The sequence below is a fragment of the Comamonas sp. MYb69 genome, assembly GCF_037479315.1.
GTDB lineage: Bacteria > Pseudomonadota > Gammaproteobacteria > Burkholderiales > Burkholderiaceae_C > Comamonas.
In genome coordinates this window covers 231,622-257,755 of the sequence record NZ_JBBGZG010000005.1, presented here as the reverse complement: position 1 = coordinate 257,755, position 26,134 = coordinate 231,622, and the positions used below count along the sequence as shown (strand labels likewise).

The window sequence follows — 26,134 nt, the reverse complement described above, 5'->3', positions numbered from 1 at the left end:
GCGCTTGGCGCGGCCCTCCCGTTTTTGCTGCGCAGCGGGCAGGGCGGCTGTCTCGCCAACCGCCCCAGCAGATGAAAAGTTGTCAAAGTAATCATTTTTCGCCGGAAGTGGCTCCGGCTCGATATACAATAGCGGCTTAGTCGGAGCGTAGCGCAGCCTGGTAGCGCATCTGCTTTGGGAGCAGAGGGTCGTGAGTTCGAATCCCACCGCTCCGACCATCCTTATCGAAACCTGTTGCACGCAAGTGCAGCAGGTTTTTCGTTTGGGCGCTGCTGCAAAAGGGCGAAGTACCCCCCGCCATGCAGCTTGGTCTATGGCTTGATGGGCCAGGCGATCAACCAGATGGTGATCGCCATCAACATGGGGGGATGATGCCCTCTTCATCACCGGGAATGTGCCCACCCGGATACATATATTTACCGGATCCCTGCGCGTTGATTTTGCTGCATTCTTCGCTGAAACAGCCAGTGCCTAGCAGAAATCGGGCCTGATTTTCTGCTGCCAAGAACGCTACAGGTAGCGTACACTCAAGCCCATAGACACCATATGTAGTGTCCACCGCTTCCCCCACAGGTTTATTGATGCTGGTCTCGCGCCAGCCAAAACGCGCCAGCCATGCCTGGTGCGTTTTGGCGCGGGACTGCCGCGTCTTGCGCCCGTGGTCCTGCGTTTTTTATCCCATTAGAAACATCGCAAATGAACCAGACAAGCACTATGAGAGTCACCAAGCGTGACGGTCGCGTTGAGCCTATCGACCTCGACAAAATCCACCGGGTGATTGACTGGGCGGCCAAAGGCCTGAGCAATGTGTCGGTCTCACAGATCGAGCTGCAGTCGCATATCCAGTTTTATGACGGCATCCGCACCGATGCGATCCATGAAACCATCATCAAGTCTGCGGCCGACCTGATCTCCGAAGACGCACCGGACTACCAGTACGTGGCAGCGCGCCTGGCGATCTTCCACCTGCGCAAGATCGCCTTTGGCCAGTTCGAGCCGCCGCACCTGTACGACCACGTGCAAAAGCTCACCGAGCTCAAGAAGTACGACCCGCACCTGCTGGCCGACTACAGCCGCGAAGAGTACGACGAGATCAATGGTTTCATCGACCACTGGCGCGATATGGACTTCTCGTACGCAGCCGTCAAGCAGCTCGAAGGCAAGTACCTGGTGCAAAACCGGGTGACCAAGCGCATCTACGAGAGCCCGCAGATTCTGTATGTGCTGGTGGCGATGAGCCTGTTTGCCAAGTACCCGGCAGACCGCCGCCTGCAGTACATCAAGCGCTTCTATGACGCCGTCTCGCGCTTCAAGATTTCGCTGCCCACGCCCATCATGTCGGGCGTGCGCACACCGCTGCGCCAGTTCAGCTCCTGCGTGCTGATCGAGTGCGATGACAGCCTCGACAGCATCAATGCCACCACCAGCGCGATTGTCAAGTACGTCTCGCAGCGCGCCGGTATCGGCATCAACGGCGGCCGCATCCGCGCGCTGGGCAGCGAGATCCGGGGCGGCGAGGCGCAGCACACCGGCTGCCTGCCTTTCTTCAAGATGTTCCAGTCGGCCGTCAAGTCCTGCTCGCAGGGCGGCGTGCGCGGTGGTGCCGCCACCTTGTTCTACCCGCTGTGGCACCTGGAAGCCGAGTCGCTGCTGGTGCTCAAGAACAACCGTGGCGTCGAGGAAAACCGCATCCGCCATCTGGACTACGGTATCCAGATCAACCGCATGCTCTACCAGCGCCTGATCAAGGGCCAGAGCATCAGCCTGTTCTCGCCCCATGATGTGCCCGGTCTGTACGAGGCCTTCTTTGCTGACCAGAACAAGTTCGAAGAGCTGTACGTCAAGTACGAGGCCGACGAATCCATCCGCAAGCGCACCCTGCCAGCGGTGGAGCTGTTCTCGCTGATGATGCAAGAGCGCGCCAGCACCGGCCGTATCTACATCCAGAACGTGGACCATTGCAACACCCACAGCCCGTTCAACCCGGCCGTCGCTCCTGTGCGCCAGTCGAACCTGTGCATGGAAATTCTGCTGCCCACCAGCCCGCTCGAAGACATCAAAGACGAGAACGGCGAAATTGCGCTGTGCACCCTGTCCGCCTTCAACCTGGGCGCGCTCGAATCGACCGATGAGCTCGAAGAGCTGGCCGACCTGATCGTGCGCGCACTCGATGCGCTGCTGGACTACCAGGACTACCCGGTGGCCGCTGCCCGCATTGCGACCGAAAAGCGCCGTTCGCTGGGCGTGGGCGTGATCAACTACGCCTACTACCTGGCCAAGAACGGCGTGCGCTACTCCGACGGTTCGGCCAATGGCCTGACCCACCGCACCTTCGAAGCCATCCAGTACTACCTGCTCAAGGCCTCGGTGCAGCTGTCGCGCGAGTTCGGCCCTTGCACCGCTTTTGCCGAGACCAACTACGCGGCCGGCATCCTGCCGATCGACACCTACAAGAAGGACATCGACGCGCTGACCGATGAGCCCCTGCACCTCGACTGGGAAACCCTGCGCGCCGAGATCAAGACCCACGGCCTGCGCAACTCGACCTTGACGGCGCTGATGCCATCCGAGACCTCCAGCCAGATCGCCAACGCGACCAATGGCATCGAGCCTCCACGCGGCTTTGTCTCGGTCAAGCAGTCCAAGGATGGCATCCTGCGCCAGGTCGTGCCGGAGATCGATCGCCTGAAGGGCCAGTACGAGCTGCTCTGGCAAATGCCCAACAACGATGGCTACTTGAAGCTCGTGGGCCTGATGCAGAAGTTCGTCGACCAATCCATCTCGGCCAACACCAACTACGACCCACAGCGCTTTACCGATGGCAAGGTGCCGATGCAGCAACTGCTCAAGGACCTGCTGCAGGCCTACAAGTTTGGTGTCAAGACCCTGTACTACCACAACACCCGTGACGGTGCCGAAGACATGCAGGGCGCAGCGGCAGAAGACGACTGCGCCAGCGGCGCCTGCAAGATCTAAGCGGAGAGAAGGCGATGGCATACAGCACCTTCTCCAAGGTCGACAATGACCAGCTCAAGGAACCGATGTTCTTTGGCAATTCGGTCAATGTCGCCCGCTACGACCAGCAGAAGTACCCGATCTTCGAGAAGCTGATCGAAAAGCAGCTCTCGTTTTTCTGGCGCCCTGAGGAAGTAGACATCACGCAGGACCGGATCGACTACCAGAACCTGCCCGACCACGAAAAGCACATCTTCATCAGCAACCTGAAGTACCAGACGCTCTTGGACTCCATCCAGGGGCGCAGCCCCAACATGGCCTTCCTGCCGCTGGTGTCGCTGCCCGAGCTGGAGACCTGGATCGAGACCTGGGCGTTCTCCGAGACCATCCACTCGCGCTCGTACACGCACATCCTGCGCAACATCGTCAACGATCCTTCGGTGATCTTTGACGACATCATGCGCAACGAGAGCATCAAGCTGCGCGCGGGCGATATCTCGTCCTACTATGACGATCTGATCCGTGATGCGATGCTGCACGCCCAGTTGGGTGCAGGCAGCCACACGATCAATGGCGTGGTGCACCAGATTGATGTGTACCAGCTCAAGAAGAAGATGTACCTGTGCCTGATGAATGTGAACATTCTGGAGGCCATCCGCTTTTATGTGAGCTTTGCCTGCTCTTTCGCGTTTGCCGAGCGCAAGCTGATGGAGGGCAATGCCAAGATCATCCGCCTGATTGCCCGTGATGAAGCGCTGCACCTGACCGGCACCCAGCACTTGCTCAACATCATGCGCTCGGGCCAGGACGATCCGGACTTTGCCAAGATCGCCAAGGAGACCGAGCAGGAATGCTTTGAGATGTTCAAGACGGCGGCGATGCAGGAAAAGCAGTGGGCCGAGTACCTGTTCCGCGACGGCTCGATGATTGGCCTCAACAAGGACATCCTGAGCCAGTACGTGGAGTACATCACCAATATCCGCATGTCGGCGATCGGCCTCAAGCCCGCGTTCGAGAACGCCAAGAGCAACCCGATCCCCTGGATCAACACCTGGCTGTCGTCCGACACCGTGCAGGTGGCCCCGCAAGAGGTGGAGCTGAGCTCTTACCTGGTGGGCCAGATCAACGCCGAAGTCTCGCTCGATGACCTGAGCGGAATCGAGTTGTGACCACGGTCAGCACCACGGACACCCTCATACGCGTGCTGCCAGGGGAGACCCTGCTCGAAGCGCTGGAGCGCACGGGCCACGATGTGGAGTACCAGTGCCGTGGTGGCTATTGCGGCAGCTGCCGCCTCACCTTGGTGGAGGGCGAAGTCGTCTACACCCAGGAGCCGCTGGCCTTTGTCGGGCCCAATGAGGTGGTTCCCTGCTGCTGCGTGGTCAAGACCCCCATCAAGGTGGAATGCAGCCTTCGGCAAGTGGAAACCAGCGCTGACGATAAGAGCCAGCTGGCCCTGGATTTGTAGTCGGCTGCCGTTCTGCGCACAGGCCCCAAGCTTTGCTTGGGGCTTTTTTTATGGCTGAATCCGGTGCCTGAAGGCGGTCTATCGCTAAGGCCTGGCGCGCCTATAGCCGCGCATTTTTTGCTGTCCTTCCAAGCTTTACACAAGCATCTCTTGGCGGTTTTACAGCACCTGTCCGCCCTGATTGGTGCAAGCTGCCGCCGCATGGTGCAGCAGCGCGCTGGCCTGGTGCATCAGCCACCCAAAACCAGGCATTGCTGCGCTGCTGCCGTGCATAGCCACCGGGTTAGCGCGTAATGGTTTTTACCCGCGAAGCACAGCTTGTGCCCGCCCTCGAATTTCTTGTTTGCGCCGACTGGGCGATCACTTGATCATCGCTGCCAGATCAGAGCTTCTGATCCACACAGCTTGCATGATTCGGAGATACCAGATGGCAACAAGCCAAGTCATACGCGCCGGGGCAGACATCGGCGGCACTTTCACAGATATCGCGCTCGAGGTCGATGGCGTCCTGTTCAGCGAGAAGGTCCTGACGGACTATGAAAAACCCGAGCGCGCCATTGTCACCGGCCTCAAACAGGCAGCGGCCCAGGCCGGGATTGCGCCATCGCAGATCGGCACGGTGATCCACGGCACCACCTTGGCCACCAATTCGCTGATTGAGCGGCGCGGCGCCAGGACCGCCTTCATCACCAGCGAAGGTTTTCGCGATGTGATCGAGATGCGCAACGAAGGCCGCTTTGAGCAGTACGACCTGGCCATCCAGCTGCCCGCGCCGCTGATTGCCCGCAACCACCGCTATACCGTGCAAGGCCGGCTCGATGCCAAGGGCCGGGAGCTGCAGCCGCTCGATGAGGCAGAGGTGCAGGACGTGATTGCCCAGCTGCGCCGGGGCGAGTATGAAAGCGTGGCCGTGGGCTTGATGCACAGCTACAAGAACCCGGCCCATGAAAAGCGGGTGCGCGCGCTGATTGTAGAGGCGCTGCCCCAGCTGTCGGTGTCCATCTCCAGCGAGGTCTCGCCGCAGATCCGCGAGTTCGAGCGCTTCAACACCGTCTGCGCCAATGCCTATGTGAAGCCGCTGATGTCCTCCTACCTGCAGCGCCTGGCCCAGGCCTTGGTGGAAGAGGGCATGCATTGCCCGCTCTACCTGATCCACTCGGGCGGCGGGCTGATGTCGCTGGCCAATGCGGCCGAGTTCCCGGTGCGCCTGCTCGAATCCGGCCCGGCCGGTGGCGCCATCTACGCCAGCGATTTTGCGGCCAAGTACGGCCAGGACAAGGTGGTGTCTTTTGACATGGGCGGCACCACCGCCAAGATCTGCCTCATCGACCAGCATGTGCCCAAGACCGCTCGGGTGTTTGAAGTGGCGCGCAGCTACCGCTTCAAAAAGGGCAGCGGCATGCCGATCTCCATCCCCGTCATCGAGATGATCGAGATCGGCGCGGGTGGTGGCTCCATCGCCCATGTGGACGATATGCGCCAGGTGCGCGTGGGGCCGGAGAGCGCAGGCTCCGAGCCCGGGCCGGCCAGTTACGGCCGGGGCGGCACGCGCCCCACGGTGACCGATGCCGACTTGCTGCTGCACAAGCTGGACCCGGCACGCTTTGCCGGCGGCAGCATGCGGCTGAACATGCCTGCCGCGCAAGATGCGATGGCCACCCATGTCGGCCAGGCGCAAGGCCTGGACGCGGTGCGTGCGGCCTACGCCGTGGCCGAAGTGGTGGACGAGAACATGGCCAATGCCGCGCGCATGCATGCCGTGGAGTCCGGCCAGGACCTGGAGGCCTACACGATGATCGCCTACGGTGGCGCAGCGCCGTTGCATGCGGTGCGGCTGTGTGAAAAGCTGGGCATCCATCGCCTGCTGATCCCGACGGGTGCCGGCGTCGGCTCGGCCATTGGCTTTTTGCGCGCGCCCTTTGCCTATGAGTCGCTGCGCAGCTCGGTGATGCGCATGAGCCAGTTTGATGGCGAGGCCGTCAATGCCATGCTGCGCGAGATGGAGGTCGAGGTGAGCGCCTTTTTGCACGACACCGGCTACGACGGCGAGACCGTCAAGGAGCTGCGCGCCTTTATGCGCTACTGCGGCCAGGGTTGGGAGATCCCTGTGTCGGTGCCTGTGCAGCACTTTGGCCCGGACAGCGTGCCCGCGCTCAACGCGGCCTTTGTGCAGAACTATGTGGCCTTGTTTGGCCACGCGATCGACGGGCTCGATATCGAGGTGGTGAGTTGGGCACTGTCCTTGCGTTCCAAGACCTTGCCGCCGGCCAAGGCCGAGCTGCAGCAGGGCGGCACGCCCCAAAAGGGTGCCGGGACGGTGCTGGACCGCCGCGAGGTGTTTGACGGCAAGCTCGGGCAGTTTTACGCCTGCGATATCTATGAGCGCCTGGGCTTGCCAAGGGGGCAGGCCGTGCCCGGCCCGGTGGTGATTGTGGAGAAGGAAACCTCGACCTATGTGAGCCCGGGCTTCAAGGTGGTGCTGCAGGCAGATGACTGCATGCTGGTCGAGCGCATGGACAGCGGAGTGTGATCATGGCAAACAATACAGACGTTCATTACCAAATCATGTGGAACCGCCTGATCTCGGTGGTCGAAGAGCAGGCGGTCACCTTGATCCGCACCGCCTTTTGTACCAGCGTGCGGGAGGCGGGCGATTTGTCGGCCGGCGTGTTCGACAAGCAGGGCCGCATGATGGCCCAGGCCGTCACCGGCACGCCCGGCCATGTGAATTCCATGGCTGAGTCGGTCGCGCATTTCGCCAAGCGCTTTGAGCGCAGCACCTTGCAAGATGGCGATGTGCTGGTGACCAACGACCCCTGGCTGGGCACCGGCCACCTGCACGACATCACCGTCGTCACCCCGGTGTTTTATGGCCGCGATGGCCACAGCGACCATATCGGCTACTTTGCCGCCACCGCCCATGTGGTGGACATCGGCGGGCGCGGCTTTGGCCCGGACGGCAGCGATGTCTACGAGGAGGGCCTGTGCATTCCGCCGATGAAGTTCTTCCGCGCCGGCGCACTCAATGAGGACCTGATCGAGATCCTGCGCAACAACGTGCGCGAACGCGACCAAGTGATTGGCGACTTCCATTCGCTGGCCGTCTGCAATGCCACCGGCATGCGCCGCCTCAAGGGCATGCTGGCCGAGTTTGAACTGCGCGACCTGGAAGACCTGGCTGGCTTCATCTTTGAGAACAGCCAGCGCGCCACCCGCGAGCGCATCGCCGCCTTGCCCGATGGCACGCAGCGCTATGCGATGACCGTCGATGGCTATGAAAAGCCCATCGAGCTGGTGGTGGCGGTGGAGATTGCGGCCGACAAGCTGCGCGCCGACTTTGCCGGCACCTCGGACCCCAGCCGCTACGGCATCAATGTGCCACTGACCTACACCAAGGCCTATGCCTCCTATGCGCTCAAATGTGCGATTGCGCCAGAGATCCCCAACAACTGGGGCTCGCTGGAGCCTTTTGAGATCAGCGCGCCGGAGGACTGCATCCTCAATGCCCACCGCCCGCGCCCGGTCTCGGTGCGCCATGTCATCGGCCATCTGATCCCCGATGTGGTGCTGGGCGCGTTGCAGCCCATTTGCCAGGGTGAGATTCCGGCCGAAGGGGCCAGCTCGCTGTGGAACCTCCAGATGCGCTTCAAGGGCATCACCCAGGCCACACGCAACCAGCAGCACGAAATCCTGATGTTCAACACCGGCGGCACCGGCGCGCGCCCCTCGAGCGATGGCCTCAGCGCCACCGCCTTCCCCAGCGGCGTGCAGGCCATGTCGGTCGAGGTGACCGAGAGCATCGGCCCCATCATCATCTGGCGCAAGGAGCTGCGCCCCAACTCGGGCGGCGCCGGCCGCTGGCGGGGTGGCCTGGGCCAGCGCATCGAGGTGGGCTCGGCCGAGGGCTTTGAGTTTGACCTGAACGCCATGTTCGACCGCGTGCATTTTGCAGCGCGCGGCCACAACGGCGGCCAAAGCGGCGCACTGGGCAAGGTGTCGCTGGACGACGGCACCGCCTTGCGCGGCAAGGGCAAGCAGCAGATCCCGGCTGGGCGCCGTTTGATTCTGGACTTGCCCGGCGGCGGCGGCAACGGCGATGCGGCCCAGCGCCCGCCAGCCTTGGTGCAGCGCGATGTGGACTACGGTTACATCAGCGCCGAGCAGGCAGAGGCGGACTACGCCCATGCCAAGCGGCTGACGCCGGCCTGATCGCATGACGATGGCCAGCGGCCCAGCCGCTGGCCCGTTCCCCACTTTTTCTCTCACTGCAGGACTTCAAGGTAGCTCGATGCGCACACACAATCCCATGGCAGATGGCTTTGCCGCCCCAAGTGCAAGCCTTTCGGACTGGTCGTCTCCTCAAGCGGCGGTGGCGCCGCGCGCGGTGCAGTCCAAGGAGCTCAACCGCGTGGTGCTGGCCTCGGTGGTGGGCAGCTTTGTCGAGTGGTTCGAGTTCTCGGTCTACGGCTACCTGGCAGCAGTGCTGGGCAAGGTGTTTTTTGCCACCAGCTCGCCGACGATGCAGATCACGGCATCCTGGGCGGCCTTTGCGATTGCCTTTTTTGCCCGCCCCATTGGCGGCATCTTCTTTGGCTCGCTGGGCGACAAGTACGGCAGAAAGCGGGTGCTGACCATCACCATCATCATGATGGCGATCTCCACCTTTTTGATCGGCGTGCTGCCCGGCTATGCGAGCATCGGCATTGCCGCGCCGCTGCTGCTGATCGTGCTGCGCCTGATGCAGGGGCTGTCGGCCGGGGGCGAGGCCAGTGGCGCGGCCATCTTTGTGGCCGAGTACTGCCGCGACCGCAACCGTACCTTGCTCACCAGCTGGGTGGAGGTAGGCTGCATGGCGGGCTTTTTCTTCGGCGCCTCGGTCTCGGCCATCCTGACGGTGTTTTTCAGCGCCGACCAGATTCTGGACTGGGCCTGGCGCATTCCGTTTCTGATTGCGCTGCCGCTGGGCGCTATTGGCCTCTATATCCGCAAGTACCTGGAAGAGACCCCCACCTTCATGGCCATGAAGCAGCAGCATGACGCACTGGCCCAGGCGAGCTGGAAGGTGCTGTTCGCGACGCACAAGAAGGAGCTGTTCCAGTCGGCCGGCATCATCATCGTGACCAATGTCACCTTGTTCACCGTCGTCACCTATATTCCGACCTACTTTGTCAGCGCCCTGCATGTCGATGTGGCCACCGGCCTCAAGCTCTCGCTGGGCCCGCAGCTCTTTTTGGTGGTGATGATCCCCATCATGGGCCTGCTGGCCGACAAATTCAGCCGCAAGACGATGATGATCGCTGCGAGCCTGGCGATTGCGGTACTGGCCGTGCCTTGCTTTCACCTGCTGCTCGAAGGCAGCACCGCCGCCAAGATCTCGTCCTTGATGATGCTGAACTTCTGTCTGGCCATGCTGCTGGGCAGCATCTACTCGATCATTCCTTCGATGTTCCACACCAGCGTGCGCTTCAAGGGCATGGCGCTGAGCTACAACGTGGCCGTGGCGATGTTTGCCGGCACCGCGCCGATGATCAACTCCTGGCTGATTGCCCAGACCGGCAACCCGGTCGTGCCCGCCTACTACCTGATCGGCGCGGCAATCATCGGCCTCGTGGCGCTGGTCAGCAGCCGGGACCGCACCGGTCTGCCGATGCATGGTGATCCGGTGCAGTAAGGCCATGCGCTGCTGAGCGCTGCGCCAGCCCGAACGCATCCCTTCTGGATGCGTTTTTTTTATGCATCAGCGGGGCAGGGCGCAGCGGGCAAGAACGCTGGCGTGCCGGCCCGCTGGCCGCCGGGCTGCGACCTATAATCATCGGCAGCCCGGGCGTTCCTCCCTCCTGCCCGGCGCCCCTCCATGAAATACAAGCTACCGCCCCTGCAGCCACTGCGCGTGTTCGAGTCCGTCTACCGCCATGGCTCCATCCGCAAGGCGGCCGATGAGCTGTGCCTGACGCCGCAGGCCGCCAGCCAGCAACTCAAGCAACTGGAGAGTGCGCTGGATGTGCAGCTGTTCGAGCGCGGCGCGCGGGGCCTGGCGGCCAGCGCCGAGGCGCAGACCTTGTACCACTATGTGGAGCAGGGGCTTGATGCGCTGAGCCAGGGGCTGGAAGCAGTGCGTTCCCACCACAAGGATGCGCAGTTCCATATCCAGGTCAGCCCGTATTTTGCAACCCAGTACCTGATCCGCTCGCTGCCCTCGTTCACCAAGGATTACCCGGAGCTCGACCTGCGCATCTCCATCGGTGTGGAGCTGCCTTCGTTCGATAGCAGTGATCTGGACGCAGCCATTGTCTGGGGCTACGGCGGTGTGGACCATCTCGATGAAACGCCGCTGCTCGAAGACCTCAAGGTCATCGTCGCCACGCCCCAGCTGCTGGCCCAGCACCCGGTGGAGAGCGCGCAGGATTTGCCGCACCACCGGCTGATATCGCCGCTGACGCACAACAGCCTGTGGCAGGACATTTATGCGATGCTGGGCCTGGATCCTGGCGGCAAGCATGTCAGCCCCATGCTGCTGCACACGCACGATGCGATGCTGCAAGCGGTGCTCAGCGGGCAGGGCGTGGGCCTGCTGTCCTATGTCGATGCGCTCAGCTATATCCACAGCGGCAAGCTGCTGGCTCCCTTTGGGGCCGAGCTGCTGCGCCAGCTGCCGATGGACAGAACGCCCAAGTTCCACCTCTACACCCGCCGGGGTGGGGGAGAGCGCCCGATCCAGGCGAGCTTTCGGCAGTGGCTGCTGGGCCAGCTGCGCAGCACTGACTTTATCGGCTATGCGACGCGGCTGCCGCAGGGCTGATACAGCCACTGGGGCATGCGCTGTATCGCCCAGCTGACACCGGCCTGGACGAAAAGGCGCTGCCCGGGCCTGCGGCTGGTACACTGGCTGCGCTTTGAAAAAAGCCTATCTACAGGTGCTTGTATTGCACAAGTGAAACGGGAACAAGGTCGGGAGTGCGCTCCCCCAAGCCTTGGCTGCCCCCGCAACGGTAGACAGGAAACGTAGCCGATGCGGCCCGCTCCCACGCGGGCCCAGTCACTGGGGTTGAAAGAGTGTCCACGCCTGCCAGGCAACAAGACGCCCGCACCCTGGGAAGACCGGCTACCGGGTCAGCGCCTGCGCTGCACCGCCTGTAAGCCCGGAGACCGGCCTGTTCCTAGTCGCAGTGCGCGCTGTGCCTCTGGCCAGCACGTGCTCTCTCAACTGTCTGCGGGGTGTGGACGGCGGTTCTTCGCGCGACCCCGTCTTGGGGGGTGACCGCGTGCAGTGCAGCCCCCGCATCAGGCAGTTAGCGCCTTTTGTTCAAATGACTGCAGTTCCTTTTCCGAAAAACCGGCTCCTGGCTGCCCAGCGGCTCTCTTCCTCCCTGCGCCTCGTTGGCAGCTCCTGTGTTCTGTGCCTGCCCGCCTTGGGCATCGCAGTGGCCCATGCCCAAGATGCCTCACTGCCCGAAGTGGTGGTGACCGACAAGAGCAGCGAGCCCAATGCGCTCCAGCTGCCTTCCACCTCGGCCAGCAAGCTGGCCGTACCGCTGCAGGACCTGCCGGCCAGCGTCAGCTCGGTCTCGGCCGTGCAGATCCAGGAGCGCGCCGACTATGAGGTGGTCGATGCCGTGGGCCGCAGCGTGGGCCTGAGCGCCAATGGCACCCCTGGCAATGGCGGGCTGTCGTTCTCCAGCCGGGGCTTTACCGGTGTCAACTCGGTGGGTGTGGCCGAAGACGGGCTGAGCCTGGGGGTTGCAGCCGGCACCGTGGCCTATCCCAATTCCAGCTGGGGCTATGAGCGCTTTGATGTGCTGCGCGGCCCCGCATCGCTGATGTACGGCAGCGGCACCATGGGCGCCACGGTGAACGCGGTGCGCAAGGAACCCAGCCGCACTACCTCGTCCGAAGTCTTGCTGGGCGCCGGCTCCCACGGCACCGCCCGTGCAGGCCTGGGCAGCACCGGCGCGCTGAGCGACAGCCTGAGCTACCGCCTGGATGTCTACGGTGATCGCAGCGATGGCGAACGCCAACTGGGCAACAGCGACAGCAAGAAGATCATGAGCGCCATCCGCTGGCAGGCGAGCAGCGATCTGCGCCTGGACCTGACGGCCGATGTCAGCGACCAGCGGCCCGAGCGCTACTTTGGCACCCCGGTGGTCGATGGCAAGCCGGTGGCGGCGCTGCGCGACCGCAATTTCAACTTTCTTGACAGCGACATCCACTACAAGGACCAGCGCTACAAATTGAAGGCCGAGTGGAACGTCAGCGAGGCGCTGGTGCTGCGCAACGAGACCTACCACATGAAGGCCGACCGCCACTGGAAGAACATCGAAGGCTATGACTACGATGCCAGCACGCGCATGGTTCACCGCTACGACTACCTGGAGATCGGCCACGACCTGGAACAAAGCGGCAACCGCCTGGGCACCGTGTTCAAGCCCGGCCAGCATGAGATTGCGATGGGCTGGGATGTATCGCAGGCCAAGTTCACCGCCCTCAACAGCTCGCCCTATACCGGTGAATCCGATGTGCCGCTGACTGGCGGCACCAGTGGCTACTGGGACAGCCCGGACCCTTACAAGCCGCGCATGACCTCGCGCATCCGCCAAAACGCCTTCTACCTGGAAGACGCCTGGAAGCTGGGCGAGCAGTGGCTGCTGATGGCCGGCCTGCGCCGTGACCTGTATGACTTTGACCGCATGGACCTGCTGAGCCAGGCCCGCTTTGACAAGACCTTGGGCGGCACCTCCTGGCGCCTGGGCCTCACGCACAAGCTGGACCAGAACACCAGCATCTATGCCCAGGTCAGCACCGGCCATGACCCAGTCAACAGCCTGCTGTCGCTGACCCAGTCGCAAACCGGCTTTACATTGAGCAAAGGCCGCCAGGTGGAAGTGGGCATCAAGCAGCAGCTGCCCAATGGCCAGGGCGAATGGACCCTGGCGGTCTTCGATATCCAGAAGAAGGACATCATCACGCGTGATCCGGACCGGCCAGCGCTGTCGATCCAGGGCGGCAAGCAGTCGTCCAAGGGGATCGAGCTGGCAGGCAGCTGGCGGGCCACCAAGGCCTGGCGCTTCGAGGGTAACCTGGCCTATGTGGATGCCCAGTTCGACGAGCTGCTCGAAGGCGCCACGGCCATTGACCGCGCTGGCAACCAGCCCGCCAATGTACCGCGCTACACGGCCAATGCCTGGGCCCATTACCAGACGGGCGATTGGCGCGCCTCGCTGGGCCTGCGCCATGTGGCCAGCCGCTACACCAGCAATGCCAATACCGCGCAGCTGCCCGCCTACACGGTGGCCGATGCGGTACTGGGCTGGAACCTGAACCGCAGCACCACCTTGAACCTGGTTGGCCGTAACCTGACCAACAAGCGCTATGCTGCATCGTCCTACGGCTCGCAATGGCTGATGGGTAACGGCCGCAGCTTTGAGCTGATGGCCCATCTGCGTTTCTGAGCAAGGCCCAGGCATGACACCACGCGCGTTTAGGTACTTTCAGCATGCGTTGGCGGCGGCGGCCGCCGTCGCGCTGCTGGGTTGTGACCAGCCCGCTGGGCAGGGCGCCACCGGCGGCACAGCACCGGCCACGGTGGCTGCTGCGCCTGCGGCCGATCCAGGCCTGCGGGCCACCCCTCTCGTGATCGATGTCTGCGGCCAGCCCCAGCGCTATGACCGGGTGCCCCAGCGCGCCATCACGCACGATGTGAACATCACCGAGATGTTCCTGTTTCTGGGCCTGGGGCCCAGGCTGGTCGGCTACTCGGGCATACCGTCGCGCAAGGAAATCAGCCCCGAGCTGATGACCCAGCTGGCCAAGGTGCCCAAGCTGTCGTCGCAGGACATGAACCTGGAAAACATGCTGGAGGCCCGCGCCGACTTCGTCTTTGGCGGCTGGAGCTATGGCTTTCGGCCGGGCGGGGTCACGCCCGAGCTGCTGGCCCAGCATGGCGTGGCCAGCTATGTGCTGTCCGAGTCCTGCATCCATGTGCAAAAGCGCGAGCGTGTGGCGCTGGGCGACACCTTGGCGGACCTGCGCAATGTGGCGCGCATCTTTGACATTGAGCCCCAGGCGCAGCCGCAGATCGCCAAGCTGCAGGCCTCAATCGACCAGCTGGCTGCGCAGATGCAAGGCAACACCCAGCACCCGCGCGTCTTTGTGTTTGACAGTGGCGAGAAGATTCCCACCACGGTGGGCGGCTTTGGCATGCCCCAGGCCATGATCGATGCGGCCGGCGGCAGCAATATCTTTGCCGACATCGCCAGCAACTGGCCCAAGGGCAACTGGGAGGATGTGATCACCCGCGACCCCGAGTGGATCATCATCATCGACTACGGCCGGCCCAGCGCCCAGGGCAAGATCGATTTTCTGCGCGCCAAGCCAGAGCTGGCAGGGGTGTCTGCGATCCGCGAGCAGCGCTTTTTTGTCATCAGCTATGCCGAAGCCACGCCAGGGCCGCGCAATGTGAACGTCGCGCAGCGCCTGGCGGCCGCCTTGCACCCGGATCGCCTGATCACCGTGGACCCCGTCCCCTGGCTGCCTGCAGCGGAGCCCAAGCCGTGAGCCATGCGCCGGGCTGCGACGGCCTGCATGAACGCCAGCGGCGCGCGCCCTGGTCCTTGGCGCTGTGCCTGATGCTGCTCTTGGCGCTGCTGCTGGCCAGCGCGCTGGCCGCCATCACCTGGGGCTCGGTATCGCTGCACGCGTCAACGGTGTGGTCCGTCGTCAGCCAGCAATTGCTGGGCGGCGGCTGGCAGGCCGATGCAGGGCAGGGCGGCATCAGCCAGCAGCATTACCAGATTGTCTGGATGGTGCGCATGCCCCGGGTGCTGCTGGCAGCGCTGGTGGGCGCCGGCTTGGCCGTAGTCGGCGTGGTGATGCAGGCGATGGTGCGCAACCCGCTGGCCGATCCTTATATGTTGGGTGTGTCCTCTGGCGCATCAGTGGGCGCCGTCTCGGTGCTGGCCTATGGCAGCCTGGCCATGGCCGGCATTTATGCGATCACCGCAGGCGCCTTTATTGGCGCGTTGCTGGCCACGGCCCTGGTCTATGCGCTGGCCCAGCAGCAGGGGCGCCTGCATGCGACCCGGCTGATCCTGAGCGGTGTGGCCATTGGCTACATGCTGATGGGGCTGACCAGCCTGATCACCTTGACCGCTGGCCAGCGCGAGCTGGCCAATGCGCTGTTGACCTGGACCCTGGGCAGCCTGGCCGCCACCCAGTGGAGCGCACTGGGCCTGCCCGCTGCCGTGCTGGGCCTGGGCTTGGTGTGGCTTTTGCTTTGTGCCCGCCAGCTCAACGCCTTGCTGATCGGCGACGAGGGCGCTGCCACCTTGGGGCTAAACACCGCCAGCCTGCGCCTGCAATTGTTCGTGGTGGTGTCCTTGCTGACGGGCACCATGGTGGCGGTGAGCGGTGCCATCGGCTTTGTCGGCTTGGTCATTCCCCATATCACGCGCATGCTGGTGGGCAGTGACCACCGCCGCGTGCTACCCGTCAGCGCATTGATGGGTGCGAGCTTTCTGGTGCTGGTCGATCTGGCCGCACGCACCTGGTTTTCGCCCAGCGAGCTGCCGGTGGGCGTCATCACCTCGCTGATAGGCGGGCCCTTCTTTATCTGGATGCTGTGGCGCCGCACCAGTGCGATGCCGGGAGGCAGCGCATGATGCTGACGGCCAGCAACCTGTCCTGGACCGCCGGCCACGGCGCCCAGGCCACGCAGATCGTGCGCCAGGCCAGCCTGCAGGTGGCGCAGGGCGAATGTGTCGGCCTGGTGGGCCCCAATGGCTGCGGCAAATCGACCTTGATGCGCATGCTCTACCGTGTGCTGCAGCCCCAGGCCGGTGGCCGCATAGAAATGCAAGGCCGCGACATCTGGCAGATGAGCGCCCGGCAGTTTGCGCAGCAGACTGCCGTACTGGGCCAGGAGACTGGCCTGGGCTTTGACTGCACGGTGCAGGAGCTGGTGATGATGGGCCGCTACCCGCACCAGTCGCGCTGGGCGAGGGACAGCGCCCAGGACAAGGCCGTTGTCAGCGCCTGCCTGGCGCAGGTGCGGGCCCGCAACCTGGCTGACCATCCGCTGTCATCGCTCTCGGGCGGCGAGCGCCAAAGGGTGCTGCTGGCCCGTGCGCTGGCCCAGCAGCCGCAGCTGCTGTTTCTGGACGAGCCCACCAACCACCTGGACATCCAGTTCCAGCTGGAGCTGCTCAGCCTGGTGCGCGCCTCGGGCTGCACCGTGCTGATCGTGGTGCATGACCTGAACCTGGCCGCGCAGTTCTGCGACCGCATCTATGTGATGCAGGCCGGCGCCATCGAAGCCGAAGGCACACCCGAGCAGGTGCTGACGCCTGCAACCATTGCACGCGTGTTCCAGGTCGAGGCGCTGGTGGACCGCCATCCGCGCCTGGACAAAGCCCGTGTCAGCTACTGGATGGACAAACCCCATGGCTAACCAACCCGATGCCTTGTTGCTGCTGGGCCGGGGCGGCCTGGGGTCGGCCGCCAAGAACGAATTGCAGGCTTTGCTGCAGGCCTGCCAGCAGGCAGACCCGGACCTGCCGATGCAGCTGGCGTTTGTGGACCGCAACCAGCCAGCCTTGCCCGAGGCGCTGGACAGCCTGCGCGCCGCGCTTGCGCCGGCCGATCTGGCGCAGCAGACCATCGTCATCCAGCCGACCATGGTGCCCGATGAGCCCGCGCTGCGGCGCTGGCTGCAAAAGGTCGCCAGGCGCTGGCTGGCCAGCCAGCCTGAGCATGCCCGGCCCCAGCTGGTATTTGCGCCGCCGCTGCTGCAGTGGGATGGCCTGGTGCCTGCCTTGCTGAACCACCTGGCGCTCGCCACCGCACAGCCCGATGTGGTGGCCGAGGAGGGCGAAGAGGGCTGGCAAACCGACCCGGTGGCCTGGAGTACGGTGCCCGCGCACCAGCGCCATGTGCTGTGGTGCATGGGGCCGCGCTGCGTGGCCAAAGGGGCTGCAGCGTTATGGCCTCGGCTGAGCCAGGCGGTGCAGGCCAGTGCGCCCCTCAAACAACAGTTGCAGCTGCTGCAGACCAGTTGCCAGTACCCCTGCAACCAGGGGCCGCTGATGATTGTCTATCCCGAAGGCGTCTGGTACGGCAACCTCGATGAAGACAGCCTGGTGCCGGTGCTCAAAAGTCATATCGAAGGCAGCGAGGCCTGTGCGGCGCACCGGGTGCATACGCTCCGCCTGCCTCCGCCCGACAACGATCCAGACCAATGAGCGCAGTGCGCTATTTGCACTGCAGCAGCGGATCGGCCGCAAAAATCTCCACCACCCAGTCGACAAAGGCACGGACCTTGGCGCTCAGGTGCGAGTTGGGCGGGTAGACCACATAGACCGGCAGCAGGGGCTGGGTCCACTCCGGCAGGATCTGTACCAGCTCACCGCTTTTCAGGTATTCACGCGCCTGGTAGCTGGTGATCTGTCCCACGCCCTGGCCGCTGAGCAGGCTGGTGGTATAGGCATTGGCTTCGTTCACGGCCAAGGTTGAGGGGTTGGTCATCTCGATGACCTCGCCGTTGTGCTGAAACTCCAGCGGATAGCGGCGCTGGGTCACTGGCGAGAAATAAATCACACTGTTGTGGCCGCTTTCCAGATCGCGCGGGTGCTGGGGCGTGCCGTGCTGCTGCAGATAGGCGGGCGAGGCCACCGTCGAAAACTCCAAATTGCCCACGCGGCGCGCCACCAGTGACTGGTCGCGCAACTCGCCGCCCCGGATCACGCAGTCCACATTGTCGGCAATCAGGTCCACGGTGCGGTCGGTCACGCCCAGGTCGATCTGGATATCGGGGTAGCGCGCCTGGAAGGACGCCAGCTGCGGAATGATCAAAAGCCGGGCGATCGAGGTGCCGACATCGACACGCAGGCGCCCGCGCGGTGTGGCCCGCACCTGGCTCATGCTGGCTTCGAGCTCGTCAAAATCGCTCAGCAGCCGCACGGCACGGTCGTAGTAGGCGGCGCCATCGGTGGTGACGGTCACGCGGCGGGTGGTGCGGTTGAGCAGTTTCACCCGCAGCCGGTCTTCCAGCGCCTGCACATGCTTGGTCACACTGGCCTTGGGCAGCTGCAGCGACGAGGCCGCAAGCGTGAACGTGCCCGACTCCACGACCCGCGCGAACACCCGCATTGCCTGTATCTGATCCATCTGCCTCTCCTTGCACTGTGCTTGCACTGTCGCGCACGCGCGCGCCAAACAAAGTAGGTGGATTCTCACACGCCAAAGATCATGCCATTGTTCCTGATTTGGAAATAGTGCGGCCATAATTTGCGGATTGATCGGTTGCAGCAACGCAACTACATTTACCCCATGCCTACTTTCCACCGGGCTAGCTTATGTCTGACACCACCGTAAAAACCCGTTCACCGGCTCCTGACTTCATCGACACCGTCGCTCCGACGGCGTCAGGCGAGTCGGTGGCCGTGCGCCTGTACGGTAGCAAGGGCAAGTCGGGCGAGCCTTCGCCCTTGGTGCTGCATTTTCATGGCGGCGCTTTTGTCGAAGGCGATCTGGACAGTGGCTGCACCGTGGCGGGTCTGCTGGCCTCAGCAGGTGCCCGTGTGGTGTCGGTGGCGTACCCGCTCTCGCCTGAGCATCCATTTCCGCGTCCATTGGAGATCGGATATGAAATGCTCCAGTGGAGCTACAAACATCGCACACGCCTTGCCGGCAAAGGTGCGCCGATGTATGTGGCTGGTGAGGAGGCGGGCGCCAACCTGGCTGCCGGCGTGTGCTTGATGGCGCGTGATCAACGCCATCCGCCGCTGGCAGGGCAGATCCTGCTCTCACCCATGCTCAATCCCTGCGCCGGCACGGCATCGCTTCGCGCTGCCAATGGCGATGCGACGGAATGCAAATGGGCCGAGGGCTGGAGCAAGTTCCTGGGCTGCACCTATGACGGCATCCATCCCTACGCCGTGCCTGCGATGGCACAGCGCCTGGCTGGGCTGCCGGCAACGCTCATCATGGTGGGCGATGAAGACCCGATGCACGACGAGGCACTGGCTTATGCCAGCCGCCTGCAGGCAGCCGGTCATCTGGTGCAGCAGCATGTATTCAAGGTCGCGCAACAGTGGCCCGATGCATTGCTCGAGCCCCGTGCTCCCGAGCCCTGTCCCTGTGCCGGGGCCGTGCTGGAACAACTGGCACTTTTCTTCGAGACATCCCGATGTCGGGCGCAAGCCTGATCCCCTGAACGAAGCGCAAAGCAAGAGCTGCGCCACTCTCCGGTAAAGCCCGGGGAGCGGCGGCGGGCGGCTGCGCCTTCACCACCCTTAAAAACGCTTTCTCGCAACGCATTGCCGGATGGGCAAGGATTTTCTGTCGGCTTTTGTAGCCGCAGGGGCATGCCGTTGCCGCAAGAAACCTCAAAAACGATTCACGCACACATCAGGACTTGGCCATGAGCAACAACAAAACTTCGACTTCCCCTCAACGCCGCTGGTGGACGGCCATCGGACTGGCAGCCGCCGTGGTGGCAGCAGGCGGCACCGCGCTGGGCTTGCAAAGCTCGCACGCCAACGCCCCGGCAGAGGCCGCAGCGCCGCCCGCAATGCCGGTCTCCGTCGCCCAGGTGCTGCAGCAGGACGTGCAGCTCTGGGATGAATTCTCCGGCCGGCTCGAAGCCGTGCAGCGCGTCGATGTGCGCCCCCGTGTGGCCGGCGCGCTGCAGGCGGTGCACTTCAAGGAAGGCGCCCTGGTCAAGGCAGGTGATCTGCTCTTCACAGTGGACCCAGCCCCTTATGCCGCCGAAGTAGATCGCGCCGAAGCCCAGGTGGTGGCGGCCAAGGCGCGCATGGGCTATTCGCAAAGCGAGGCAGAACGTGCTGCCCGCCTGTGGGAAGAGCGCGCGATTGCGCAAAAGGAACTGGACGAGCGCAGCAACGCCCGCCGCGAAGCAGATGCCAACCTGCGCGCCGCCCAGGCCGCACTGCAGACGGCCAAGCTCAACCTGGGCTACACCCAGGTGCGCGCGCCGGTGGCCGGTCGCATGGGCCGCATCGATGTGACCGTGGGCAACCTGGTCAGCGCCGGTGCCGGCGCGCCAGTGCTGACGACCTTGGTCTCCGTCAACCCCATGTACGCCAGCTTTGATGCCGACGAGCAGATCGTGACCAATGCGCTGCAAGGCCTGCGCCAGGGCAAGAGCGCCCGTGCGCTGATCGAGAGCATTCCCGTGCAGATGGGGGTGGGCACCAGCGGCGCCACCCCTTACAACGGCCACCTGCAGCTGATTGACAACCAGGTCGATGCGCGCAGCGGCACCGTGCGGGTACGTGCGGTGTTTGACAACGCCGATGGCGCGCTGATGGCCGGCCAGTTTGCCCGCGTGCGCATGGGCCAGCCCCACAGCCAGCAGGCGCTGCTGATCAACGAGCGCGCCGTGGGCACGGACCAGAGCAAGAAGTTTGTACTGGTGGTGGGCGAGGGCAACAAGGCCGAGTACCGCGAAGTGCAGCTGGGCGCGCCGTTTGAAGGCCTGCGCCTGGTGACCTCGGGCCTCAAGGCCGGCGAGCGCATTGTGGTCAACGGCTTGCAGCGCGTGCGGCCCGGCGCCGTGGTGGCCCCGCAGGATGTGCCCATGTCCAGCAAGTCCGAGCTCAAGAACGATGCGCAGCAGGCAGCCAACGATGGCTCCAAGCCCGCCGCCTAAACCGATAACAAAAAAACCAAGCGTATGAATTTATCCCGATTTTTCATCGACCGCCCGATCTTTGCGGGTGTGCTGTCGCTGCTGATCTTTCTGGCAGGGCTGATCGCCATGCGGGCCTTGCCCATCTCGGAGTACCCCGAGGTGGTGCCGCCCTCGGTGGTGGTGCGCGCCCAGTACCCCGGCGCCAACCCCAAGGTGATCGCCGAAACCGTGGCCACGCCACTGGAAGAATCCATCAACGGTGTGGAAGGCATGCTCTACATGGGCAGCCAGGCCACCACCGATGGCGTGATGACCCTGACCGTGACCTTCAAGCTGGGCACCGACCCGGACAAGGCGCAGCAGCTGGTGCAAAACCGCGTCTCGCAAGCCGAGCCGCGCCTGCCCGAAGAAGTGCGCCGCCTGGGCGTGACCACGGTCAAGAGCTCGCCGGACATCACCATGGTGGTCCATATGGTTTCGCCCAATGGCCGCTATGACATCGACTACCTGCGCAACTACGCCGTGCTCAACGTCAAGGACCGCCTCGCGCGCATCCAGGGCGTAGGCCAGGTGCAGATCTTTGGCGGTGGCGATTACTCGATGCGTGCCTGGCTGGACCCACAAAAGGTGGCCCAACGCGGCCTGTCGGCCAGCGATGTGGTGGCCGCCATCCGTGGCCAGAACGTGCAAGCCGCTGCCGGCGTCGTCGGTGCATCGCCCGGCCTGCCTGGCGTGGACACCCAGCTGTCGATCAATGCCCAGGGGCGCCTGTCCAGCACTGAAGAGTTTGGCGACATCATCGTCAAGACCGGCTCGGACGGTGCGGTGACGCGCCTGCGCGACATTGCCCGCCTGGAGCTGGGTGCGGCAGATTACTCGCTGCGCTCGCTGCTGAACAACGAACCGGCCGTCGGTATGGGCGTGTTCCAGGCTCCGGGCTCCAATGCGCTCGAGATCTCGGAAAACGTGCGCAACACCATGGCCGAGCTGCAAAAGAACATGCCTGAAGGCGTGGAATTCCGCATTGCCTATGACCCAACCCAGTTTGTGCGCGCCTCCATCGACTCGGTGATCCACACCCTGCTCGAAGCCATTGCGCTGGTCGTGGTGGTGGTGATTGTGTTCCTGCAAACCTGGCGCGCGTCCATCATTCCGCTGCTGGCCGTGCCGGTGTCGGTCGTGGGTACGTTTGCGGTGCTGCATCTGCTGGGCTTCTCGATCAATGCGCTCAGCCTCTTTGGCTTGGTGCTGGCCATCGGTATCGTTGTTGATGATGCGATCGTCGTGGTCGAAAACGTGGAGCGCAACATTGAAGCGGGGCTGAGCCCGCGCGAAGCCACCTACCAGGCGATGCGCGAAGTCTCGGGCCCCATCATTGCGATTGCGCTGGTGCTGGTGGCGGTGTTTGTGCCGCTGGCCTTTATCAGTGGTCTGACCGGCCAGTTCTACAAGCAGTTTGCGGTGACGATTGCCATCTCCACGGTGATCTCGGCCATCAACTCGCTGACCCTGTCGCCCGCGCTGGCTGCCTTGCTGCTCAAGGGCCATGACGAGCCCAAGGATGCGCTCACCCGTGGCATGGACCGCGTGCTCGGTGGCTTCTTCCGCCGCTTCAATGCCGTGTTCCACCGGGGCTCGGAAGCCTACAGTGGCGGCGTGCGCCGCGTGATTGGCCACAAGGCTGGCATGTTTGTGGTCTACCTGGCGCTGGTCGGTGCCACCTGGGGCCTGTTCCATATGGTGCCCGGCGGCTTTGTGCCCGCGCAGGACAAGCAGTACCTGGTCGGTTTTGCCCAGTTGCCCGATGGCGCAACCCTGGACCGCACCGAAGACGTGATCAAGCGCATGGGCGATATCGTCAAAGAGAACCCCAATGTGCAGGACGCCATCGCCTTCCCCGGTCTGTCGATCAATGGTTTCACCAACAGCTCGAACTCCGGCATCGTGTTTGTCTCGCTCAAGCCCTTTGCCGAGCGCACCCGCGCCGACCAAAGCGGTGGCGCCGTGGCCGGCCAGCTGAACCAGGCCTTTGGCCAGATCCAGGACGCCTTTATCGCCATGTTCCCGCCGCCACCGGTGTCGGGCCTGGGCACCACGGGCGGCTTCAAGCTGCAGATCGAGGACCGGGCCTCGCTCGGCTACGAAGCGATGGACGGCGCGGTCAAGGCTTTCATGGCCAAGGCCTACCAGACGCCGGAACTGACCGGCATCTTCTCGAGCTGGCAGGTCAATGTGCCCCAGCTCTATGCCGATATCGACCGCACCAAGGCGCGCCAGCTCGGTGTGCCGGTGACCGACATCTTCGAGACGCTGCAGATCTACCTGGGCAGCCTGTACGCCAATGACTTCAACCAGTTTGGCCGCACCTACAGCGTGCGGGTGCAGGCGGATGCGGGCTTCCGTGCCCGTGCCGAAGATGTGGGCGCCTTGAAGGTGCGCTCGACCACCGGTGAGATGGTGCCGCTGTCGGCGCTGATGAAGCTCGAGCCCAGCTTTGGCCCTGAGCGTGCGATGCGCTACAACGGCTTCCTGTCGGCCGACGTCAATGGCGGCCCAGCCCCCGGTTTCTCATCGGGCCAGGCGCGCGAAGCGGTAGAGCGCATTGCTCGCGAGACTTTGCCCCAGGGCATTGGTTTTGAATGGACGGAGCTGACCTACCAGGAAATCCTGGCAGGCAATTCGGCAGCGCTCGTCTTCCCGTTGGCGATCTTGCTGGTGTTCCTGGTGCTCGCTGCGCAGTATGAAAGCCTGACCCTGCCATTGGCCATTGTGCTGATCGTGCCGATGGGGCTGCTCGCTGCAATGACCGGCGTCTGGCTCTCGCATGGTGACAACAATGTGTTCACCCAGATCGGCTTGGTGGTGCTGGTGGGCCTATCGGCGAAGAACGCCATCTTGATTGTGGAGTTTGCCCGTGAGTTGGAGTTTGCCGGGCGTTCACCGATCCAAGCGGCGATCGAGGCCAGCCGACTGCGTCTGCGCCCCATCCTGATGACCTCGATGGCCTTCATCATGGGCGTGCTGCCCCTCGTTCTGTCCAAGGGTGCCGGCGCCGAGATGCGCAGCGCCATGGGTGTGGCGGTGTTTGCCGGGATGATTGGTGTGACCGCCTTTGGTCTCTTCCTGACCCCCGTGTTCTATGTGCTGCTGCGCAAGCTGGCAGGCAACCGCCCGCTCAAGCAACACGGCGCCCATGTGGCCCCGATCACGGCGCCCGTGCCAGCCCCCGTGCATGGCGCAGGCTCGGGCCAACCCATCTTGGCCGCGGCGCGCGGACATGACGAATAAGAGAAGAACAACATGCAAAAAATGACCATGTTTACCCATGCCAACGCCGGGCGTGGCCCGGTGGGCCAAAGCCTGCGCCGCGCACTGGCCCCGCTGCGCTTGAAACTGCTTACGCCGCTGGCAGCGGCCCTGCTGCTGGCCGGTTGCGCCACCGCGCTGCCACCGGCGGTGCAAAACGCTGGCGTGCCGGTGCCCGCCGCCTTCAGCACACCGCAGGACCAGGCCTCCTGGACCACGGCTGCCCCGGCCGAGGCCCAGCCCCGTGGCGCCTGGTGGCTCGCCTTTGGCGATGCAGAGCTGACCCAACTGGTCGAGCGCGCAGCGGACGCCAACACCGATGTGCAGACGGCCGCAGCCCGCCTGGCAGAGGCGCGGGCGCTGCTGCGCTCGGCCGATGCCCAGCGCATGCCGCAGGTCGGTGTCTCTGGCGGAGCGGCGCGCCAGGCCGGTGCCAACACCAGCAACGGCCTGCAGCCTGCCACCTTGGTGACGGCTGGCCTCAACCTGTCCTACGAGGTCGATCTGTTTGGCCGCCTGTCGCAGGCCAGCCAGGCCGCGCAGCTGGATGCCGAGGCGCGCGCCGCCTTGCTGCAAAGCACGCGGCTGATGGTGCAGTCCGATGTGGCGCAGACCTATCTGCAGCTGCGCGCGCTGCAAACCGAGCAGCAGCTGGTGCAGCAAAGCCTGTCTGCCTACCGCGACACCTTGCGGTTGATCCAGCGCCGCTTTGACGCCGGCGATGCCGCCGAGCTGGAGGTGGTGCGCATGCAAAGCGAGGTGTCCGCGACCGAATCCGAGGCCCTGGCCCTGGAACGCCAGCAGGCGACTTTGAGCAATGCGCTGGCGGTGCTGGTCGGCGAGGTGGCTACCGGCTTTAAGCTGCCCGCCGCCCAGGGCGAGGTGCGTCTGCCGGTGATCCCGGCTGGCGTTCCCGGCACCGTGCTGGCACGCCGGCCCGATGTGTCTGCCGCGCAAGCCAGCGTGCTGGCGGCCCAGGCCCGCGTGGGCGTGGCGCAAGCGGCCTGGTTCCCGGCCATCACCCTGACCGGCAATGGCGGCTTTGCATCGCCCGACCTGGGCGACCTGTTCAAGTGGTCGGCCCGCTCCTGGGGCCTGGGCGCACTGCTGTCGCTGCCGCTGTTTGACGGCGGCCAGCGCGAAGCGCAGGAAGAGGGCGCCAAGGCCCGGCTGGAAGCCGCAGTGGCCGCCCAACGCGGCCAGGTGCTGGGTGCCTTTCGCGAGGTGGAAGACCAGCTGAGCAGCCTGCGCCTGCTGCAAGGCCAGGCCAGCGTGCTGGGCCAGGCGGTGCAGTCGGCCGAGCGTGCCACCCACCTCTCCGATGTGCGCTACCGCAACGGCCTGGTCAGCCAGCTGGAGCTGCTGGACGCCCGCCGCAACGAACTGCGCAACCGCCGCCAGGCGCTGCAGGTACGCACCGCCCAGTACACGGCCACCATTGCGCTGATTCGCGCACTGGGCGGCAGCTGGGACAGCGCGCCACTGGCTGCGAACGGCGCGGCCAGCGCCAAGGCAGCAGGCTAAGCGGCTGTCGCCACCGGCCAGCAGCCGGGCTGCGTTGCCGCAGCGCGGCTGGGGCCTGTGGCGCAAATCGCACGGCATGACACCCAGCTTGTGCAGCGCGACGAGAAGATCAGTTCTGATTTCTCCAAACGCGCTCAAAAATCGGGTTACAATAGATGCTTAGTCGGAGCGTAGCGCAGCCTGGTAGCGCATCTGCTTTGGGAGCAGAGGGTCGTGAGTTCGAATCCCACCGCTCC

The 26,134-nt window shown here is 64.1% G+C and carries 17 protein-coding genes, 2 tRNA genes and 1 riboswitch; of the genes, 18 read left to right on the top strand and 1 reads right to left on the bottom strand.

Annotation, left to right across the window (positions count from 1 at the left end; translation table 11 throughout):
* Positions 1 to 141 precede the first annotated feature (141 nt).
* From WH303_RS09410 to WH303_RS09350, 13 genes are all read left to right on the top strand, one after another.
* Positions 142 to 218, top strand: a tRNA-Pro gene (locus tag WH303_RS09410).
* A 496-nt stretch (positions 219 to 714) separates the two neighbouring features.
* Entirely contained in the window at positions 715 to 2,976 is a 2,262-nt protein-coding gene (nrdA, locus tag WH303_RS09405; protein WP_445228268.1) for a class 1a ribonucleoside-diphosphate reductase subunit alpha, read from the top strand.
* A gap of 14 nt (positions 2,977 to 2,990) precedes the next feature.
* Positions 2,991 to 4,124 carry a class Ia ribonucleoside-diphosphate reductase subunit beta gene (nrdB, locus tag WH303_RS09400; protein ID WP_339518127.1) on the top strand — a complete coding sequence of 378 codons (1,134 nt, stop codon included), beginning with the start codon at positions 2,991 to 2,993 and terminating at the stop codon, positions 4,122 to 4,124.
* Positions 4,121 to 4,423 (top strand): class I ribonucleotide reductase maintenance protein YfaE, encoded by a 303-nt coding sequence (yfaE, locus tag WH303_RS09395; protein WP_312988550.1) that lies wholly within the window; start codon positions 4,121 to 4,123, stop codon positions 4,421 to 4,423. Before nrdB ends, yfaE begins: the two co-directional genes overlap by 4 nt.
* Before the next feature lie 427 nt (positions 4,424 to 4,850).
* A complete protein-coding gene (locus WH303_RS09390; RefSeq protein ID WP_339518126.1) occupies positions 4,851 to 6,953 on the top strand; it encodes a hydantoinase/oxoprolinase family protein in 2,103 nt (700 codons plus the stop codon).
* Positions 6,954 to 6,955: 2 nt separating this feature from the next.
* Entirely contained in the window at positions 6,956 to 8,632 is a 1,677-nt protein-coding gene (locus tag WH303_RS09385) for a hydantoinase B/oxoprolinase family protein (RefSeq protein ID WP_339518125.1), read from the top strand.
* Positions 8,633 to 8,711: 79 nt separating this feature from the next.
* A complete protein-coding gene (locus WH303_RS09380; RefSeq protein ID WP_339518124.1) occupies positions 8,712 to 10,094 on the top strand; it encodes an MFS transporter in 1,383 nt (460 codons plus the stop codon).
* 183 nt (positions 10,095 to 10,277) lie between these two features.
* Positions 10,278 to 11,222: a LysR substrate-binding domain-containing protein gene (locus WH303_RS09375; RefSeq protein WP_021028043.1), complete on the top strand. Its 945-nt coding sequence runs from the start codon at positions 10,278 to 10,280 to the stop codon at positions 11,220 to 11,222.
* A gap of 96 nt (positions 11,223 to 11,318) precedes the next feature.
* Positions 11,319 to 11,592, top strand: a riboswitch (cobalamin riboswitch).
* Between the two features lie 252 nt (positions 11,593 to 11,844).
* Positions 11,845 to 13,869, top strand: coding sequence for a TonB-dependent receptor (locus WH303_RS09370; RefSeq protein ID WP_339518123.1), 2,025 nt, complete (start codon positions 11,845 to 11,847; stop codon positions 13,867 to 13,869).
* A 13-nt stretch (positions 13,870 to 13,882) separates the two neighbouring features.
* Positions 13,883 to 14,974 (top strand): ABC transporter substrate-binding protein, encoded by a 1,092-nt coding sequence (locus tag WH303_RS09365; RefSeq protein WP_339518122.1) that lies wholly within the window; start codon positions 13,883 to 13,885, stop codon positions 14,972 to 14,974.
* Positions 14,971 to 16,077 (top strand): FecCD family ABC transporter permease, encoded by a 1,107-nt coding sequence (locus tag WH303_RS09360; RefSeq protein WP_339518121.1) that lies wholly within the window; start codon positions 14,971 to 14,973, stop codon positions 16,075 to 16,077. The genes WH303_RS09365 and WH303_RS09360 overlap by 4 nt, the downstream gene beginning before the upstream one ends.
* Positions 16,074 to 16,865 (top strand): ABC transporter ATP-binding protein, encoded by a 792-nt coding sequence (locus tag WH303_RS09355; RefSeq protein ID WP_339518120.1) that lies wholly within the window; start codon positions 16,074 to 16,076, stop codon positions 16,863 to 16,865. The genes WH303_RS09360 and WH303_RS09355 overlap by 4 nt, the downstream gene beginning before the upstream one ends.
* Entirely contained in the window at positions 16,858 to 17,655 is a 798-nt protein-coding gene (locus WH303_RS09350) for a (2Fe-2S) ferredoxin domain-containing protein (protein ID WP_339518119.1), read from the top strand. The genes WH303_RS09355 and WH303_RS09350 overlap by 8 nt, the downstream gene beginning before the upstream one ends.
* 10 nt (positions 17,656 to 17,665) lie before the next feature.
* Here the strand turns inward: WH303_RS09350 and WH303_RS09345 are convergent, their stop codons facing one another.
* Positions 17,666 to 18,580, bottom strand: a complete 915-nt coding sequence (locus WH303_RS09345) for a LysR family transcriptional regulator (RefSeq protein WP_339518118.1) — start codon at positions 18,578 to 18,580, stop codon at positions 17,666 to 17,668.
* A 188-nt stretch (positions 18,581 to 18,768) separates the two neighbouring features.
* Between WH303_RS09345 and WH303_RS09340 the strand changes: the two genes are divergently transcribed.
* From WH303_RS09340 to WH303_RS09320, 5 genes are all read left to right on the top strand, one after another.
* Positions 18,769 to 19,620, top strand: a complete 852-nt coding sequence (locus WH303_RS09340; protein ID WP_021028037.1) for an alpha/beta hydrolase — start codon at positions 18,769 to 18,771, stop codon at positions 19,618 to 19,620.
* Between the two features lie 215 nt (positions 19,621 to 19,835).
* A complete protein-coding gene (locus tag WH303_RS09335) occupies positions 19,836 to 21,086 on the top strand; it encodes an efflux RND transporter periplasmic adaptor subunit (protein ID WP_339518117.1) in 1,251 nt (416 codons plus the stop codon).
* Between the two features lie 24 nt (positions 21,087 to 21,110).
* On the top strand, positions 21,111 to 24,356 hold the full coding sequence (locus tag WH303_RS09330) for an efflux RND transporter permease subunit (RefSeq protein WP_339518116.1): 3,246 nt from the start codon (positions 21,111 to 21,113) through the stop codon (positions 24,354 to 24,356).
* Positions 24,357 to 24,377: 21 nt separating this feature from the next.
* Positions 24,378 to 25,898, top strand: coding sequence for an efflux transporter outer membrane subunit (locus WH303_RS09325; protein WP_445228271.1), 1,521 nt, complete (start codon positions 24,378 to 24,380; stop codon positions 25,896 to 25,898).
* A 164-nt stretch (positions 25,899 to 26,062) separates the two neighbouring features.
* Positions 26,063 to 26,134 (top strand) — tRNA-Pro (locus WH303_RS09320).

Bases quoted from the DNA above. Each gene is read 5' to 3' on its own strand.
- nrdA (WP_445228268.1), top strand. From the start codon at position 715: ATGAGAGTCACCAAGCGTGACGGTCGCGTTGAGCCTATCGACCTCGAC.
- nrdB (WP_339518127.1), top strand. From the start codon at position 2,991: ATGGCATACAGCACCTTCTCCAAGGTCGACAATGACCAGCTCAAGGAA.
- WH303_RS09390 (WP_339518126.1), top strand. From the start codon at position 4,851: ATGGCAACAAGCCAAGTCATACGCGCCGGGGCAGACATCGGCGGCACT.
- WH303_RS09385 (WP_339518125.1), top strand. From the start codon at position 6,956: ATGGCAAACAATACAGACGTTCATTACCAAATCATGTGGAACCGCCTG.
- WH303_RS09380 (WP_339518124.1), top strand. From the start codon at position 8,712: ATGCGCACACACAATCCCATGGCAGATGGCTTTGCCGCCCCAAGTGCA.
- WH303_RS09375 (WP_021028043.1), top strand. From the start codon at position 10,278: ATGAAATACAAGCTACCGCCCCTGCAGCCACTGCGCGTGTTCGAGTCC.
- WH303_RS09365 (WP_339518122.1), top strand. From the start codon at position 13,883: ATGACACCACGCGCGTTTAGGTACTTTCAGCATGCGTTGGCGGCGGCG.
- WH303_RS09355 (WP_339518120.1), top strand. From the start codon at position 16,074: ATGATGCTGACGGCCAGCAACCTGTCCTGGACCGCCGGCCACGGCGCC.
- WH303_RS09350 (WP_339518119.1), top strand. From the start codon at position 16,858: ATGGCTAACCAACCCGATGCCTTGTTGCTGCTGGGCCGGGGCGGCCTG.
- WH303_RS09345 (WP_339518118.1), bottom strand. From the start codon at position 18,580: ATGGATCAGATACAGGCAATGCGGGTGTTCGCGCGGGTCGTGGAGTCG.
- WH303_RS09340 (WP_021028037.1), top strand. From the start codon at position 18,769: ATGTCTGACACCACCGTAAAAACCCGTTCACCGGCTCCTGACTTCATC.
- WH303_RS09335 (WP_339518117.1), top strand. From the start codon at position 19,836: ATGAGCAACAACAAAACTTCGACTTCCCCTCAACGCCGCTGGTGGACG.
- WH303_RS09330 (WP_339518116.1), top strand. From the start codon at position 21,111: ATGAATTTATCCCGATTTTTCATCGACCGCCCGATCTTTGCGGGTGTG.
- WH303_RS09325 (WP_445228271.1), top strand. From the start codon at position 24,378: ATGACCATGTTTACCCATGCCAACGCCGGGCGTGGCCCGGTGGGCCAA.